Annotated in this window: 15 protein-coding genes; 7 read left to right on the forward strand and 8 right to left on the reverse strand. The window is 66.0% G+C overall.

All coding sequences use genetic code 11. From position 1 onward, the window contains the following. Positions 1-131 precede the first annotated feature (131 nt). Positions 132-1,163 (forward strand): PhoH family protein, encoded by a 1,032-nt coding sequence (locus G9473_RS02430; RefSeq protein ID WP_291135642.1) that lies wholly within the window; start codon positions 132-134, stop codon positions 1,161-1,163. Positions 1,164-1,495: 332 nt separating this feature from the next. Here G9473_RS02430 and G9473_RS02435 read toward each other — a convergent pair whose 3' ends face one another. Next, positions 1,496-2,302 (reverse strand): class I SAM-dependent methyltransferase, encoded by an 807-nt coding sequence (locus G9473_RS02435; protein ID WP_291135644.1) that lies wholly within the window; start codon positions 2,300-2,302, stop codon positions 1,496-1,498. 215 nt (positions 2,303-2,517) lie between these two features. Here G9473_RS02435 and ybeY point away from each other — a divergent pair, with 215 nt between their 5' ends. The 3 genes from ybeY to G9473_RS02450 all read left to right on the forward strand — a co-directional run bounded on the left by ybeY (position 2,518) and on the right by G9473_RS02450 (position 4,966). Then, positions 2,518-3,015, forward strand: coding sequence for an rRNA maturation RNase YbeY (gene ybeY / locus G9473_RS02440; protein ID WP_291135646.1), 498 nt, complete (start codon positions 2,518-2,520; stop codon positions 3,013-3,015). A 10-nt stretch (positions 3,016-3,025) separates the two neighbouring features. Next, positions 3,026-3,988 (forward strand): hemolysin family protein, encoded by a 963-nt coding sequence (locus tag G9473_RS02445; protein ID WP_291135648.1) that lies wholly within the window; start codon positions 3,026-3,028, stop codon positions 3,986-3,988. Between the two features lie 93 nt (positions 3,989-4,081). Next, a complete protein-coding gene (locus G9473_RS02450) occupies positions 4,082-4,966 on the forward strand; it encodes a LysR substrate-binding domain-containing protein (protein ID WP_291135650.1) in 885 nt (294 codons plus the stop codon). Between the two features lie 17 nt (positions 4,967-4,983). Here the strand turns inward: G9473_RS02450 and G9473_RS02455 are convergent, their stop codons facing one another. The 7 genes from G9473_RS02455 to G9473_RS02485 form a co-directional block, all read right to left on the reverse strand. Then, the gene (locus G9473_RS02455) at positions 4,984-5,907 is read right to left on the reverse strand and encodes a 1-acyl-sn-glycerol-3-phosphate acyltransferase (protein ID WP_291135652.1); all 924 of its coding nucleotides are present in this window, start codon (positions 5,905-5,907) and stop codon (positions 4,984-4,986) included. A gap of 10 nt (positions 5,908-5,917) precedes the next feature. Next, entirely contained in the window at positions 5,918-6,343 is a 426-nt protein-coding gene (locus tag G9473_RS02460; protein WP_291135654.1) for a Fur family transcriptional regulator, read from the reverse strand. A 203-nt stretch (positions 6,344-6,546) separates the two neighbouring features. Further along, positions 6,547-6,984 (reverse strand): MucR family transcriptional regulator, encoded by a 438-nt coding sequence (locus tag G9473_RS02465; protein WP_291135655.1) that lies wholly within the window; start codon positions 6,982-6,984, stop codon positions 6,547-6,549. 129 nt (positions 6,985-7,113) lie between these two features. Next, entirely contained in the window at positions 7,114-7,620 is a 507-nt protein-coding gene (locus tag G9473_RS02470) for a GNAT family N-acetyltransferase (protein WP_291135657.1), read from the reverse strand. Continuing rightward, on the reverse strand, positions 7,617-8,288 hold the full coding sequence (gene tsaB, locus G9473_RS02475) for a tRNA (adenosine(37)-N6)-threonylcarbamoyltransferase complex dimerization subunit type 1 TsaB (protein WP_291135659.1): 672 nt from the start codon (positions 8,286-8,288) through the stop codon (positions 7,617-7,619). The genes G9473_RS02470 and tsaB overlap by 4 nt, the downstream gene beginning before the upstream one ends. 63 nt (positions 8,289-8,351) lie before the next feature. Next, on the reverse strand, positions 8,352-8,960 hold the full coding sequence (locus G9473_RS02480) for a malonic semialdehyde reductase (protein WP_291135661.1): 609 nt from the start codon (positions 8,958-8,960) through the stop codon (positions 8,352-8,354). Between the two features lie 32 nt (positions 8,961-8,992). Beyond that, positions 8,993-9,571, reverse strand: a complete 579-nt coding sequence (locus G9473_RS02485) for a NifU family protein (RefSeq protein ID WP_291135663.1) — start codon at positions 9,569-9,571, stop codon at positions 8,993-8,995. Between the two features lie 113 nt (positions 9,572-9,684). On the opposite strand from G9473_RS02485, the gene G9473_RS02490 reads away from it, so the two are divergent. From G9473_RS02490 to G9473_RS02500, 3 genes are all read left to right on the forward strand, one after another. After that, positions 9,685-12,714: a pitrilysin family protein gene (locus G9473_RS02490; protein ID WP_291135665.1), complete on the forward strand. Its 3,030-nt coding sequence runs from the start codon at positions 9,685-9,687 to the stop codon at positions 12,712-12,714. A 121-nt stretch (positions 12,715-12,835) separates the two neighbouring features. Next, on the forward strand, positions 12,836-14,221 hold the full coding sequence (locus tag G9473_RS02495) for a class II 3-deoxy-7-phosphoheptulonate synthase (protein WP_291138176.1): 1,386 nt from the start codon (positions 12,836-12,838) through the stop codon (positions 14,219-14,221). Between the two features lie 64 nt (positions 14,222-14,285). Beyond that, complete coding sequence (locus G9473_RS02500; protein WP_291135667.1) at positions 14,286-14,468, forward strand: hypothetical protein; 183 nt, start codon at positions 14,286-14,288, stop codon at positions 14,466-14,468. Positions 14,469-14,591 lie beyond the last annotated feature (123 nt).

Consider the following 14,591-nt stretch of genomic DNA (forward strand, 5'->3'; position numbering starts at 1 on the left):
GTTACGAAACCGCGACGGCCGCGTGTCGCGCGGATGACTTTCCACCGCCGCGCGACGGTCCCCCGCTTGCCATTGCCCTCACGCGCCTTACCTTGACGGTCCAAGCCGCGAGTCCAACCGCGAAGGAGCCTATGGGCCGACGACCATCCCGCGCAGCCGATCCGGCGATTTCGCCCGATCCTCCCCGCAATGCCGTCCCCCGGCGCGCGCAGGCGGAGCTCTCCTTCGAGAACCAGTCGCTGCTCGGCCCCCTGTTCGGACAGTTTGACGCCAATCTCGTCCAGGTCGAAAACCGCCTCGGCGTGTTCATCCACGCGCGCGGCGACAAGGTCATGATCGAGGGGCCGGAGGATAATGTCGCGCGCGCCCGCGACACGCTGCAGACCATGTATGACCGCCTCGCCATGGGGCAGGACCTCGATGCCGGCGCGATCGAATCGCTCATCGCCATGTCGAACGAGCCGACGCTGGAAGGCATCATCTCGGGCGAGACGAACGAGCCGCCGATCATGATCCGCACCCGTCGCAAGACGATCGTGCCGCGCTCGGCCACCCAGATCGCCTACATGCGAAGCCTGCAGCGCGACGACATCATCTTCGCATTGGGCCCGGCGGGGACGGGCAAGACCTATCTCGCGGTCGCGCAGGCTGTGAGCCAGCTGATGACCGGCAGCGTCCAGCGCCTGATCCTCTCGCGCCCGGCGGTCGAGGCGGGGGAGAAGATCGGCTTCCTTCCCGGCGACATGAAGGACAAGGTCGATCCCTACCTGCGCCCGCTCTACGACGCGCTCTACGACTGTATGCCGCCCGAACAGGTCGAACGCCGGATCATGAGCGGCGAGATCGAGATCGCGCCCATCGCCTTCATGCGCGGGCGCACGCTGGCCGATGCCTTCGTGATCCTCGACGAGGCGCAGAACACCACGCGCGAACAGATGAAGATGTTCCTCACCCGCTTCGGGATGAACAGCCGCATGGTGATCTGCGGCGACCCGCGCCAGGTCGACATTCCCGGCGGCCCGAACATGAGCGGGCTGAACGACGCGGTTGGGCGGCTCGAAGGGGTCGAAGGCTTCGGCACGATCCGCTTCACCGCCGCCGACGTGGTGCGCCACCCGATCGTGGGCCGCATCGTCGAGGCGTATGAGGGCGAGGGCGCCTGAGCGAGGGCGCGCCTTCGCGGGGCGTTTCGCGCCTTAAGCGGACAAAGGTGACACCCTGTCAACTTTCCAACTTGTCTAATAATTCCACTATAACAACTGTTTATCGCCCGTTCCACCTACCGGACGGACAGGGGAAGCGGAGCCTTTTCAGCGCGAAGGCCCGCGCGCGGCGTGGTCGACTATGCGAAGGAGCGGTGCGAAGACTAGCGGGCGCGGCGGAGGTAGGAAACGGTGGCGGGTTTTCGAGGGCAGAGAGCCGAAAGCCGACTTTCCGCTAACCACCCCAAAGCGGTCACTGGAAAAGTCGCCGGACGTATCCTCGCAATCGCAACCTATCGCTTTCGCATCCAAAACGATCCGCCAGCATATGGGCCGCGGCGCGTATAATCCGGCATGGCTTGATAAAGTTCGTCGTGTCTTTCCTGAGTTGCATAATAGGTCGGGAAAAGCACCTCGAAAGCATCCGAAAGCACCCACGGGGCCAATCCGCAAGCTTCGTTCCAGTTGCGATCTTTCCATTTGGGGGGATACGCGAAAGGGAGAAAAATGTCGTGGACGTGTACGATGACACCGGACTTGAGTTCGGGAAACATAATGTTGAACTCTATGTCACAATCTGTGCCGGGCTGGAGAATGTGACTGCTGTCGATGAAGAGAATATCATTCGCCTCAAGAGAGAGAACAATGTCCACATCATCCTTGGTCAAAACCCGTCTATGCAGTTTAACAGGCAGCTCAGCAATATCGAGGCGCGGAGCAGGGTCGATACATTCGATTTGACCGGTTCCATTGTCCGTAACTGCGCGATTCAAGATGTGAGTTGAACGTCCGGACCCGATCTCGACTATGCGCTGAGGCTTGCTCCAACGCACCATCGCATAGTCAATCAAGGCATCGAGAGTGTCGAGATGTCCTGTTCTATCGCGAAATAACGGATCGGTTCGAACCGGCTCAGAGTCCAGCATCGCCAAAATCGGATCAAGATCAGCCTGCGCACACTTCTTCGCAAAAGCAGGGTAGAACTCCAAGCGCTCCACCGTGTTTGCGAAATCGTACTGGATGAAGAAGCCAGCTTGCTTGCCGAGAGCTGTCTTTAATAAAGCGCGAACGCGCGACATCCTGGCCCGCCACTCACTCATGATTACCCCCTTCTGTGCTGTACAACACGAGCCCAACGGCACCTGCTCGTAACTAGCGCAGCCGGTTCTTTGGGGTCCCAGCTATCAAAGCCCTGGACGATCATGTCAATCGGTCGTGTCTGCTGACCACCCACATCCCGACACCGGCACAAGGAGCGGTCTCGCTTAACAGCGGACGTTCCAACACCGGCCGATCCACGCTAGGGCCGGGCGCGATGGAGCTCGATATCGATGTCGAAGACTGGCCCGTGGGGCAATGGGACGATCTTGCCGGGCGCGCGGCGCTGGCGGTGGGTGAAGTCGCGCCCGAGCTTGCGAATGCGCGCCTTGCGGTGAGCGTGCTGTTCACCTCCGACGAGGAGGTCCACGAACTCAACCGCGAATGGCGCGGGCGGGACAAGCCGACCAATGTGCTGTCCTTTCCCATGCTGGAGCGCGCCGATCTGCTCGCTCTGCGACCCGAAGGGCCGCCGGTCCTGCTCGGCGACATCGCGCTCGCTTTCGGCGTCTGCACGCGCGAGGCGGAGGCCAAGGGCATCGCGCTCGAGGCCCATGCGGCGCACCTCATCGTCCACGGCCTCCTGCACCTCGCGGGCCACGATCACGTCGAAACCGACGCGCAGGCCGAGGCTATGGAGCGATTGGAGATTGCGGCCCTTGCAAAACTTGGGCTCGCGGACCCATATGGGGACCGCGACACGACAGGAGTCTAGAGCCAGGGCCATGCCCGATTCCCCATCCCCCTCCGGAGACGCGGAGAGTAGCGGCGGATTGTGGTCCAGTCTGGGACCGGCAATCCGCAAGGCGCTGAAACTCGGCGAAGGCGACCGCAGCCTTCGCGCCCAGCTCGAAGAGGCGATCGACGAGCACGAGGACGAAAACGAGGACGAGGAGCATCACGAAAGCTCCGCGGCCGGCAACGGCGACCTGTCGCCGGTCGAGCGGCAGATGCTGCGCAACCTCCTCCATTTCTCCGACAACGACGCCGACGACGTCGCCGTCCCGCGCGGCGAGATCGTCGCGGTCGAGGCCGGGATCAGCTGGGACGAGCTGGTCGAGACCTTCTCCGAGCATGGCCATTCGCGGATGCCGGTCTATCGCGGCACGCTCGACGACGTGATCGGGATGATCCACATCAAGGACGTGTTCGGATACCTCGCGAACGGGAAGACCCCGCCACGCGACTGGACCGTGCTGATGCGCCAGCCGCTTTATGTCCCTCAGGCGAGGGGGGCATTGGACGTGCTTGCCGACATGCGCGCGCGCCGGGTCCACCTTGCCATCGTGCTCGACGAATTTTCCGGCACCGACGGGATCATCACGATCGAGGACCTCGTCGAGGAAATCGTCGGCGAGATTGAGGACGAGCACGACGAAACGCCCGAAGCGCTGATCGTGCCGATTGGCGACGGGATGTGGGATTGCGACGCGCGCGCCGAGCTCGACGATATTGCGCAGCACGTCGACCCGCGCCTTGCCGAGGTCGAGGAATCGGTCGACACCCTGGGCGGGCTCGCCTTCGTGCTGGGCGAGGCGGTTCCCCCGGTCGGCGCGGTGCTGGAACATTCCAGCGGATGGCGCATTGAAGTGACCGAAGGCGACGACACTCATGTGAAGCGCCTCAGGCTCCATGCGCCCCATACACGCCCGACCGAGCCTCTCCCGGATGCGGACGAGATGCAATAATCGCACGGACGGGGAAAAAAAATCGCCTGCCCTTCGATTTTTTGCATCCATTTCCCTCGACAAGCGTAACTCCTCGCATCAAGGAGTTCGTTCATGCCGTCACGTCGTCTGCCTCCCCTTCGTGCGCTCGAAGCCTTCATGCGCACCGTCCGTCTCGGTTCCGCGCGCGCCGCGGCCGAGGAAATCGGCCTCAGCCCCTCCGCGCTTTCGCGCCGGATCACCAATCTTGAGGAATTCGTCGGGAAGAAGCTGTTCACCCGTGCGCGCCAGTCGATGCAGCTGACCGATGAAGGCCAGGCTTTCTACGAGGCGGTGAACCCTCACCTGGAAGCGCTCGCGCGGGCGGTGGAGAGCCAGTCGGACAATGTCTCGCTGCTGCGCCTGCGATTGGGTGTCCTCCCGATGTTCGGCAGCCAGCGCCTGTTCCCGCGGCTCGGCGAGCTTCGCAAGCGCCACCCGCTGCTGCATATCGACATCGACACGGCGCCGCATCTTGAAGACCGGGTGGGCGACACGCTCGATGCGGCGATCATCCTGTCGCGCGGGCCCGCGAGCGGGCTGCACGCGGTGCGGCTCGACCACAATCTCGTCCATGCGATCTGTTCGCGCGACGTGGCCGAGGCGATCGGCGAGGAGATCACGGCAGAGGCGCTCGCGCGGCAGACCTTCCTCATCCACAACGAACTGCCCGAAAGCTTCGTTGCGTGGAAGAAGGCGAACAATCTCGACGACATGGACCCGGCCGCGATCGACCATTACGATTCGGGCCAGCTGATGCTCGAAGCCGCCGCGCAGGGGCTGGGCATCGCGATCATGCACGACGACCACCTGCGCCGCGCGGCGGACAACCGGCTCACCAACCTGCCGGGGGCTGAGGTGCAGAGCCCCTATTCCTACTGGTTCGTGTGCAAGCCCACCGCGCTCGAAATGCGCCCGGTGCGGCTGTTCCACGACTGGCTGGTGCGCGCCGGTCTCTAGCGCCTCCTGTCCGGTCCCTATTGAAGCGTTTCGGGCGTACGCTCGCCCGCCTTGCGCCCCTGGTAGCGCACCGGCGGCACGTCGTGGGCGAAGTCGCGCAGCGGCTTGCCGAGCGATTCCTCGAGCGCCTCCTCGATCCGACGACGCGCTTCGAGGCTGATCGCCTTGCGCCCGCGGAAATCTTCGGGGCTGAAGGGTTCGAGGAAATGGATTCGCAGGGGGAAGGTGCCCTTGCGCGCGAGCACCCGCTTGGCGTTGTTGAGCCCGCCTTCCTCGCCGATCCAGCCGATCCATTCGGCGACCGACCCGTAATCGAGCAGCACCGGCTGGACCAGCACGCCCGGCGGCGGCGGTTCGAGCACGGACAGCATACTCGTCTTGAAGGGAAGCAGCGATTGCCCGTCGGTCGTCGTGCCTTCGGGGAAGACCGTGACCGACCAGTTGTCGGCGAGCGCTTCCTTCAGGGCGTTGATCTGTTCGGCGACGCCCATGCGGTGCTCGCGCTTCACGAAGACGGTGCGGTTTAGCGAGGCGAGCCAGCCGACCAGCGGCGCCTGCGCGAGTTCGGCCTTGGCGACGAAGGCCGTCCCGCAGGCGCCCGCGAGGCTCAGGATGTCGATCCACGAGACGTGGTTGGCGACATAGAAGACGTCGCGTTTGAGATGCGTGCCCTCGGTCGTCACCTTCGCCCCGGAAACCCGGGCGGCGTAGCGCAGGAACAGCATGGGGAAGGGCGAGCCGTAGGCGAAGATGCGGAAAATGTAGTGGAGCGGCACGAACACGCAGATCAGCACCAGCAGCGCGAGCGAGCGCCCCGCGATCCGAACCCAGCCCATCGGCGAGATCGGCGTGACTTCGCCGCGCGCGGCGGCCTGGCGCAGTTCCCACTGGGCGGCATCGCCGGGCGCGCCGGCATAGCCTTCGAAGACGCCGTCGGTCATGCTCCGACGATCATGTTTCGTCGCGCGAAAGGCGCACGCCGTAGAGTTCCATCCGATGATCGACCAAGCGGTAGCCGAGCTTCTCGGCGATCTGGCGCTGAAGCGATTCGACTTCCGGGTCGACGAACTCGACGACCTTGCCCGTCTCGACGTCGATCAGATGGTCGTGGTGCGCTTCGGGCACAGGTTCGTAGCGCGAGCGCCCATCGCCGAAATCGTGGCGGTCGAGGATGCCCGCTTCCTCGAACAGGCGCACGGTGCGGTAGACGGTTGCGATCGAGATCTTGGGATCGATCGCACTCGCGCGGCTATGGAGCAGTTCCACGTCGGGATGGTCGTCGCTTTCCGACAGCACCTTGGCGATGACGCGGCGCTGTTCGGTGATGCGCAGCCCTTTTTCCGCGCACAATTGTTCAAGGTCGATTCTCTGGCTCAAGCGTAACTCCCTCGCCAAGGGGCAGGCCGTGCCCGCGAGAGGCCCGTGCCCGAAGGTCTTGTCCCGATAACCTTACCGGGACCGCCCTGCTTCCTCAAGCTGCGACCCGGCAAAAGGAGCAAAAGGGGCAAGAGGGACAAAAGGGGCGGAAGGCGGTGCGGTGCGACCCGAAGGATGGGCCCGCCGCCCCCGATGCCGTTCGGTCAGCTCGTCTTCTTCTTGGCCCGGCCCGATCCCGGCTTGCGCCCGAGGCCGATCTTCTTGGCGAGATCGCGGCGGGTTTCGGCGTAGTTCGGCGCGACCATCGGATAATCCGAAGGCAGGTTCCAGCGCTTGCGATATTCCTCGGGCGTCATGTTGTAATTGGTGCGCAGGTAACGCTTGAGCATTTTCAGCTTCTTGCCGTCCTCGAGGCAGACGATGTAGTCCGGCTTGACCGAGGCGCGGATCGAGACCGCCGGTTCGGGCGGTTCCGCCTGCGTTTCCTGCTCTTCGCCGAGCTGCGAGAGCGCGCCGTAAACGCTCGTGATGAGCGAAGGCACGTCGCCCACTGCGACATCATTGTTGCTGACATGAGCGGCGACAATATCGCTCGTCAGCGTGATGAGTGTTTCCTTCATGTCGTTTTCCAGATCCTGCATGAGTTCCTCTGATTTTTAGTGGGGTTTTCCCATTGTCGGCTTGCTGCCGATTGGCGCGCAATGAAGCAGACTTTCAAGCAATGCAAGCACGCAGGCTGCTTATTGTGAAAAAGGAGAGGGGAAAAACGACTAGATGGATCGGCCGAAAGTAATGGCATCGACCCGGCTGCCATTGGCAAGGCGGTAATAGTTTGGCCGCTCGCCGATCGGTTCGAATCCGACCTTGCGATAGAGATTGATCGCCGGGTTGCCGCGCCGCATTTCGAGGAAGATGCGCTTCGCCCCGCGCGCGCGGGCGGCATCGAACAGGCGGTCGATCAGCATCTGCCCGAGCCCGCGCCGGCGGCACGAGGGCACGACCCCGATCAGCAGCAGTTCCTCCTCGTCCGCCGCGTGGCGGGTGAGGACGAAACCGGCCGGCGCTGCGGCATCGTCCTGCGCGCTCCATTCGCCGTGCCCGGTGCGGTCGCTCGAGGCGATCACCGCGCCGGCAGCGTCGAGAACGAGCGCGTGGGTGCTCGGCAGGACCAGCGCGTCGGCGACCTGGCGGCGGTTCCACGCTTCGCCGAAGGCCGGATCGAAGGCGGCTTCCATCACCTCCATGATCTGGTCGACGAGCCGGTCGCGCGGGTTCATCTTCGCTCACCCCCGGCTGCTTGCGGGAATTGCGGGGTGGCATCGGGCGCACGCCCGTAGATCGCGCCGACTTCGCGCGTCAGCAGGGCGGGCGGCAGTGCATGGAACGCGCTCGCATCGGGCAGCAGGTCGAGCGCTACATGGTCCTTCTCGCCGCGCGCATGGGCAAGGTCGCGCGCGCGGCTCCCGGCAAGGACGCGGTGCGCCTCCCGGCGGGCGGCGGCTTCGGGGACGAGCGAGGCGAGGGGGCCCTCGGCTTCGCCATCGGGTCCGAAATCGGCGACGAACCATTCGCCGTGCCCGCCCGTCATGCACACCGTCACCGGCTCTGCGGGATGTTCGCTGCGCGCCATCGCGGCGACAAGGGCGAGCGTGGGGTAGCCCAGCACTTCGGCGCCCCATGCAAGGCCGAGCGCGCGGGCGGCGGCGATGCCGATGCGCACACCGGTGAAACTGCCCGGCCCGCGCGAGACGCAGATGCGACCCGCGCGCCCGCGGTCGGGCAGGTCGGCGATCATCGGAACCAGCCGTTCGGCATGGCCGCGCCCGAGCACGGCGTGTTCATGCGCGAGGAGCGCATCGCCCTCGAACAGGGCGACCGAGCAGGCCTCGCTCGCGGTCTCTATGACGAGAGTGTGGTGGACGGGGGTGCGTGGGCGCGCCGACATGGCCCAGCCGATGCCCCAAGCCGCGCGCCTTCGCAAGATGCCAGCGCGCGGCGGCGGCGCGCGTCAGGCGATCCGGTTGAACGTCTCGAAATCGGGGCGCGGGGAGCGCTCGAAGATCGTCCCCGGGTCGCCATAGCCGATCGAGCAGACCCAGTCGGCCCGCACGCGCGGCTGGTCGGCGAAGTAATGCTTCGTCAGCGCGTCGAGATCGACTCCCGACATCGGCCCGCAATCGAGCCCGAGGCTGCGCGCGGCGATGATCAGATAGGCGCCCTGGAGCGCCGAATTGCGCCTTGCATGGAGGATGCGCGCGTCCTCGTCGCCCTCGAACCAGCTTTTCGCGTCGGCATGGGGGAAGAGCCAGGGGAGCTGCTCGTGAAAGTCGATGTCGAACCCGATCACCGCGGTCACCGGCGCGGCCCTGATCTTGTCCTTGTTGCCCTCGGCGGCGAATTCGCAAAGCTTCGCCTTTTCCGCCTCGGAACGGACCCAGACGATCCGCATCGGCTGCATATTGGCCGAGGTCGGCCCCATCTTGGCAAGGTCGTAGATTTGGCGCAGCTGCTCTTCGGTCACCGGCTTGTCGAGCCAGCCGTTATAGGTGCGCGCTTCGTTGAATATCTGGTCGAGCGCCTCGTCCGAAAGGACGTGCCCGTGGAACTGCTTGGTCATGTGAAGCCCCGGAAGATTGATGAAAGCGAAAGTCAGGCGGCTCGCACTTCAACGACTTCGGGGACGTAATGTTTCAGCAGGCTTTCGATTCCCTGCTTGAGCGTCGCCGTGCTCGACGGGCAGCCCGAGCACGCGCCCTGCAGGGTTAGGTAGACCACCCCGTCCTTGAACCCGCGATAGGCGATGTCGCCCCCGTCGCCGGCCACCGCCGGGCGCACGCGGGTTTCGAGCAGTTCGTTGATCGCCGCGACCGTTTCGGCATCGGCTTCGTCTTCCTCGACGACCGGCGTGTCCTCGGGCGGGACTGCGATGCCATCGGCGCTGCCGCCCTTGAACAGCGGGGCTTCGGAGACGAAGTGATCGAGCAGGATCGCGACCACCTGCGGCTTCAGCGCGCTCCAGTCCACTCCGGGCGCGGCGGTGACGGTGATGAAGTTCCAGCCGTAGAAGACGTTGACCACCTCGCCCGTGTCGAACAGCGCCTCTGCCAGCGGGCTCGCCGCGGCGGCTTCTGGCGAGGCGAATTCGCGCGTGCCGGTCGGCATGACGGGGCGGCCCGGCAGGAACTTGAGGCTCGACGGGTTCGGGGTGGTTTCGGTCTCGATGAACATGGCGGGTGATATAGTATCGCGCGGCCCCGCTGCCAAGCGCGCGATTGCGGAACGCGCAATTCAAGGGGCGCATTCACTGGTCCTTCAGCCCCCATACCCCTATAGCGGGCTGCATGAACGCTTTCCTTCGGGCCCTCGCCCCGCTCAGCCTCCTCGCCGCCCCCTTCGCGCTCGCAGCGCCCCTGTTCGCGCAGGACGCGCCGCCTGCCGTGGCTCCCGCCTCCGAGGAAATCGCGATCCCCGCGCCGCAGGCGCTGCAGGGCGAAGGCGAAGTGCCCTGGCTCTACGAGGGCAGCAATGTGCCCGTCGACCGCGAATGGCTGTTCGGGGAGATGGACAATGGCCTTCGCTATGCCGTGCGCCGAAACGGCGTGCCGCCGGGTCAGGTGTCGATCCGGGTGCGGGTGGATGCGGGCTCGCTCCACGAACGCGACGACGAACAGGGTTTTGCCCACCTGCTCGAACACCTCCTCTTCCGCGAGAGCAAGTATCTCGGCCAGGCCGAGGCGATCGCCGCGTGGCAGCGTCTGGGCGCGACATTCGGCAGCGATGCCAATGCCGAAACCAGCCCGACTCACACCGCCTACCGGCTCGACATCCCGAATATCGACCGGGCCAAGCTGGTCGAAAGCTTCAAGCTGCTCTCCGGCATGATTCGCGAACCGGTATTGTCGGAGGAGAACGTCGCCGCCGAACGCCCCATCGTGCTCGCCGAAAAGCGCGAGCGGGGCGGGGCGAGCCAGCGGGTCGCGGATCTCACCCGGCGCACTTTCTTTGCCGGACAGCGGCTCGCCACGCGCAACCCGATCGGCACGGTCGCGACGCTCGAAGCGGCGGATGCCGAGGGCGTGCAGGGCTTCTACGACCGCTGGTATCGCCCGGAGAACACCGTCATCGTCGTCGCGGGCGATGCCGAGCCGGAAGTGCTTGCCGGGCTGGTCGAAGAATGGTTCGGCGACTGGGAAGGCACGGGCGAGCCCGGCGTGCCCCCCGATTTCGGCGACCCGCTGCCGCCCGAAGGCGCCGAGGTCAGCCCCGTGCTCGGCGCGCCGATCGGCCAGCTCGGCATCGCGACCGAGCCCGACCTGCCGCGCAACCTCACCTATGCGATCATGCGACCGTGGCGGAAGGTCGACGACACGATCGTCTATAACGAGGGCCTGCTGCTCGATGCGATCGCGCAGGCGATCATCAACCGCCGGCTCGAAGCGCGCGCGCGGGCCGGGGGCAGTTTTCTTTATGCGGGCGTGCGGCAGGAGGACATCTCGCGCTCGACCGATGCCACCTTCGTCAGCTTCGCCCCGCTCACCGCCGACTGGCAGGCCGCGTTGGCCGAGGTCCGCGCGGTGATCGCCGATGCGCTCGCCAACCCGCCGACGCAGGAGGAGATCGACCGCGAGGCGGCCGAATTCGAAGTGGTCTTTGCCAACGAGGTCGAAACCCGCAGCGTCAAGGCGGGCAGCCTGCTCGCCGACAATCTCGTCAACGCGGTCGACATCCGCGAAACCGTCGCCGCGCCCGAAGTCGTGCTCGACGTGTTCCGCGGCATGAAGGACCGCCTCAATCCCGAGGAAGTGCTCGAGCGCACCCGCGCCCTGTTCGAAGGCAGCGTGGTCCGCTCGGTCTATGTCACCCCCGAACTGGGCGAGGCGGACGAGGGCCGGCTCAAACTCGCCCTGTCGCAGCCGGTCGAGGTCGATTCGGGCGCGCGCCTTGCCGCGCAGAGCATCGATTTCGACGATCTCCCCCCGGTCGGCGAGCCGGGCACGATCACGAACCGCGCGCCGCTCGGCGTGCTCGAGGTCGAGCAGGTCGAATTCGGCAACGGCGTGAAGGCGCTGCTGTGGTCGAACGATGCGGAACCGGGCCGGGTGACGGTGCGCGTACGCTTCGGCGCGGGCTACCGCGCCTTCGACGAGGCGAGCGCGGTCTATGCCCCGCTCGGCGAAGTCGCGCTGGTCGGCTCGGGCATCGGCGAATTGGGCCAGGAAGAGATCGACCGGCTCGCGACGGGTCGCAAGCTCGGCTTCGAATTCGCGATCGACGATGCGGTCTTCACCTTCACCGCGCAGACCCGTTCCGAAGACGTCGCCGACCAGCTTTACCTGTTCGCCGCCAAGCTCGGGATGCCGCGCTGGGACCCGGACCCGGTGAAACGCGCGAAGGCGGCGGCGGAGCTGGCCTACAACACCTTCGCCACCAGCCCCGGCGGCATTCTCGCGCGGGATCTCGAATATCTCCAGACCGACATGGACCCCCGCTTCGCGACGCCCGACCCGGGCGCGCTCGAAAGCGTCACGCCCGAAGGCTTCCGCGAAGTGTGGGAGCCGCTGCTGGCGCAAGGCCCGATCGAGGTGCTGGTGTTCGGCCAGTTCGACAAGGAAGCGATCGTCGAGAAACTGCGCACGACATTCGGCGCGCTGCCCGAGCGCGAGCCGATCGCGCCGGAAGTCGCCGCGCGCGTGCCCGATTTTCCGGTCACGGGGGGCGAGCCGGTGGTGCGCTTTCACCGCGGCGACGACAACCAGGCCGCCGCGGTCGTGACCTGGCCGAGCGCGGGCGGCATGGCCCGCATCCGCGAGGCGCGCCAGCTCGAAATCCTGACGCAGGTCTTCAACAACCGCCTGATGGACGCGCTGCGCGAAAAGGCGGGGGCGAGCTATTCGCCGCAAGTCTTTTCCAAGTGGCCCGAGGACCTCGCAGGTGGCGGGCGGATCACCGCGCTCGCCCAGCTCGAGCCCGAATACGTGCCCTTCTTCTTCGCCGCGGCGGACAAGATCGCGAACGACCTCGCGGCCAATCCGCCGACTGCGGACGAGCTCGAACGCGTCACCGCGCCGCTCGCCGAGCGGATCAGGCGCGCCTCGACCGGCAACCAGTTCTGGCTCTACAATCTCGAAGGCGCGACCACCGACCCGGCGCGGGTGAACCTGCTGCGTTCGCTGCTGGCCGACTATTCGCAGACCACCCCGCAGATCATGCTGCTCTTGGCCGACCGCTATTTCGTGAAGAAGACGCCGCTCAAGCTGGCGATCATCCCCGAAGGGCAGGAACTGGCCGAGACCCCGCCGCCGAGCGCGATTCCCGATGTCGCGCCCGCCCCGGCGGCGCAGCCCCCGCGGGCCGAGGTGATGGGCCGCTGAGGCCGGAAAGAAGGCCGCACGCGCGACATAATCTTGTCGCAAGCCCCCTTGCGGCTTTACACTTGCAACAAGGCCACGTAGGCGCGCGGCCCTTGGAAACGACATTGCGAACGAGTTGAACGTGGCGAAGGACTGGAAACCGGGCAGCTGGAAGGCCCACGAGGCGCGGCACCTGCCGCATTACGAGGACGCGGGCGAACTCGCCGCCGCCGAGGCGCAGCTGGGCACCTATCCGCCGCTCGTCTTCGCGGGCGAGGCGCGCGCGCTGAAAGCCGACCTCGCCGATGTCGCGAACGGCCACGGCTTCCTGCTGCAGGGTGGGGATTGCGCCGAAAGCTTCGCCGAGTTTCACCCGAACAATATCCGCGACACCTTCCGCGTGCTGCTCCAGATGGCGGTGGTGATGACTTTCGCGAGCAAGCGCCCGGTGGTGAAGGTCGGGCGCATGGCGGGCCAGTTCGCCAAGCCGCGTTCCTCGCCGACCGAGACCGTGGGCGACGTCACCCTGCCGAGCTATTTCGGCGACAACATCAACGGGATCGACTTCGACCCCGAACAGCGCCGCAACGACCCGAACCGGATGCTGCGTGCCTATTCGCAGGCGGCGGCGACATTGAACCTCCTGCGCGCCTTCGCGGGCGGGGGCTATGCGAACCTTCGGCAGGTCCACCAGTGGACGCTCGATTTCATGGGCCGCACGCCGTGGACCGAGAAATTCAGCCAAACCGCCGACCGGATCGGCGAGGCATTGGATTTCATGGAAGCCTGCGGGATCGATCCCGCGACCGTGCCGCAGCTTCAAGGCACCAGCTTCTACACCAGCCACGAGGGCCTGCTGCTGCCTTACGAGGAAGCGCTCACACGGCAGGATTCGCTCACCGGCGAATGGTATGCGACCAGCGCGCATATGCTGTGGATCGGCGACCGCACCCGCTTCCCCGGCAGCGCCCACATCGAATGGGCGCGCGGGATCGGCAATCCGCTTGGCATGAAATGCGGGCCGAGCCTTCAGCCCGACGACCTCTTGCGCCTGCTCGACACGCTCAACCCGGCGCGCGAGGCGGGGCGGATCACGCTCATCAGCCGCTTCGGCCATGACAAGGTCGAGGACGGGCTTGCCCCGCTCGTGCGCGCGGTCAAGCGCGAGGGGCACCCGGTCGTGTGGTCGTGCGACCCGATGCACGGCAACGTCGTCAAATCGGAAACCGGCTTCAAGACGCGCCCCTTCGACCGCATCCTGAAAGAAGTGAAGGGCTTCTTCGCCGTGCACCGCGAGGAAGGCACGCATCCGGGCGGCATCCATATCGAGATGACCGGACAGGACGTGACCGAATGCGTCGGCGGAGCGGTCGCGATCACCGAGGAACGGCTCGGCGACCGTTATCACACGCATTGCGACCCGCGCCTCAATGCCGAGCAGTCGCTCGAACTCGCCTTCCTCATCGCCGAAATGCTCAACGAGGCGGCGAATGAGCGGGGGCAGGGGGCGAAGGCCGATGCGGCCTAGGCGCTTGTCCCGGGGGGCGTATTCGCCGCTTGTCAGGCATGATTCGCGCAATCTCGCACGGGCCATGCAAGCCGATCCCGTCCTCCTGGCCGCCAGCCTCGCCATCGGCTGTGCCGCGCTCGCCGCGCTGCGGCCGGTGGTCAGCGCCCGCCGCGAGGCCCGCTCCGCTGCGCGTGAAGCCCGGCGACGCTCCGAGCGCGTCCATGCCGAAATCGAGGCGCTGCGCGAGGCGCGCAGGAAGGCCTGAACGGGGCCGCGCCGCGCTCTCGCTCCGGCTTGCGGCAGGCACGGTGCGTCTCGCCGCGCAATCGCCGGGCAACCCTTTCAATTCAGCCGCGTTTGCTTCATGTCGGCATTTCCAAGGGGCCGT

The sequence above is a fragment of the Erythrobacter sp. genome (assembly GCF_011765465.1).
In the GTDB taxonomy this organism is placed as follows: domain Bacteria; phylum Pseudomonadota; class Alphaproteobacteria; order Sphingomonadales; family Sphingomonadaceae; genus Erythrobacter.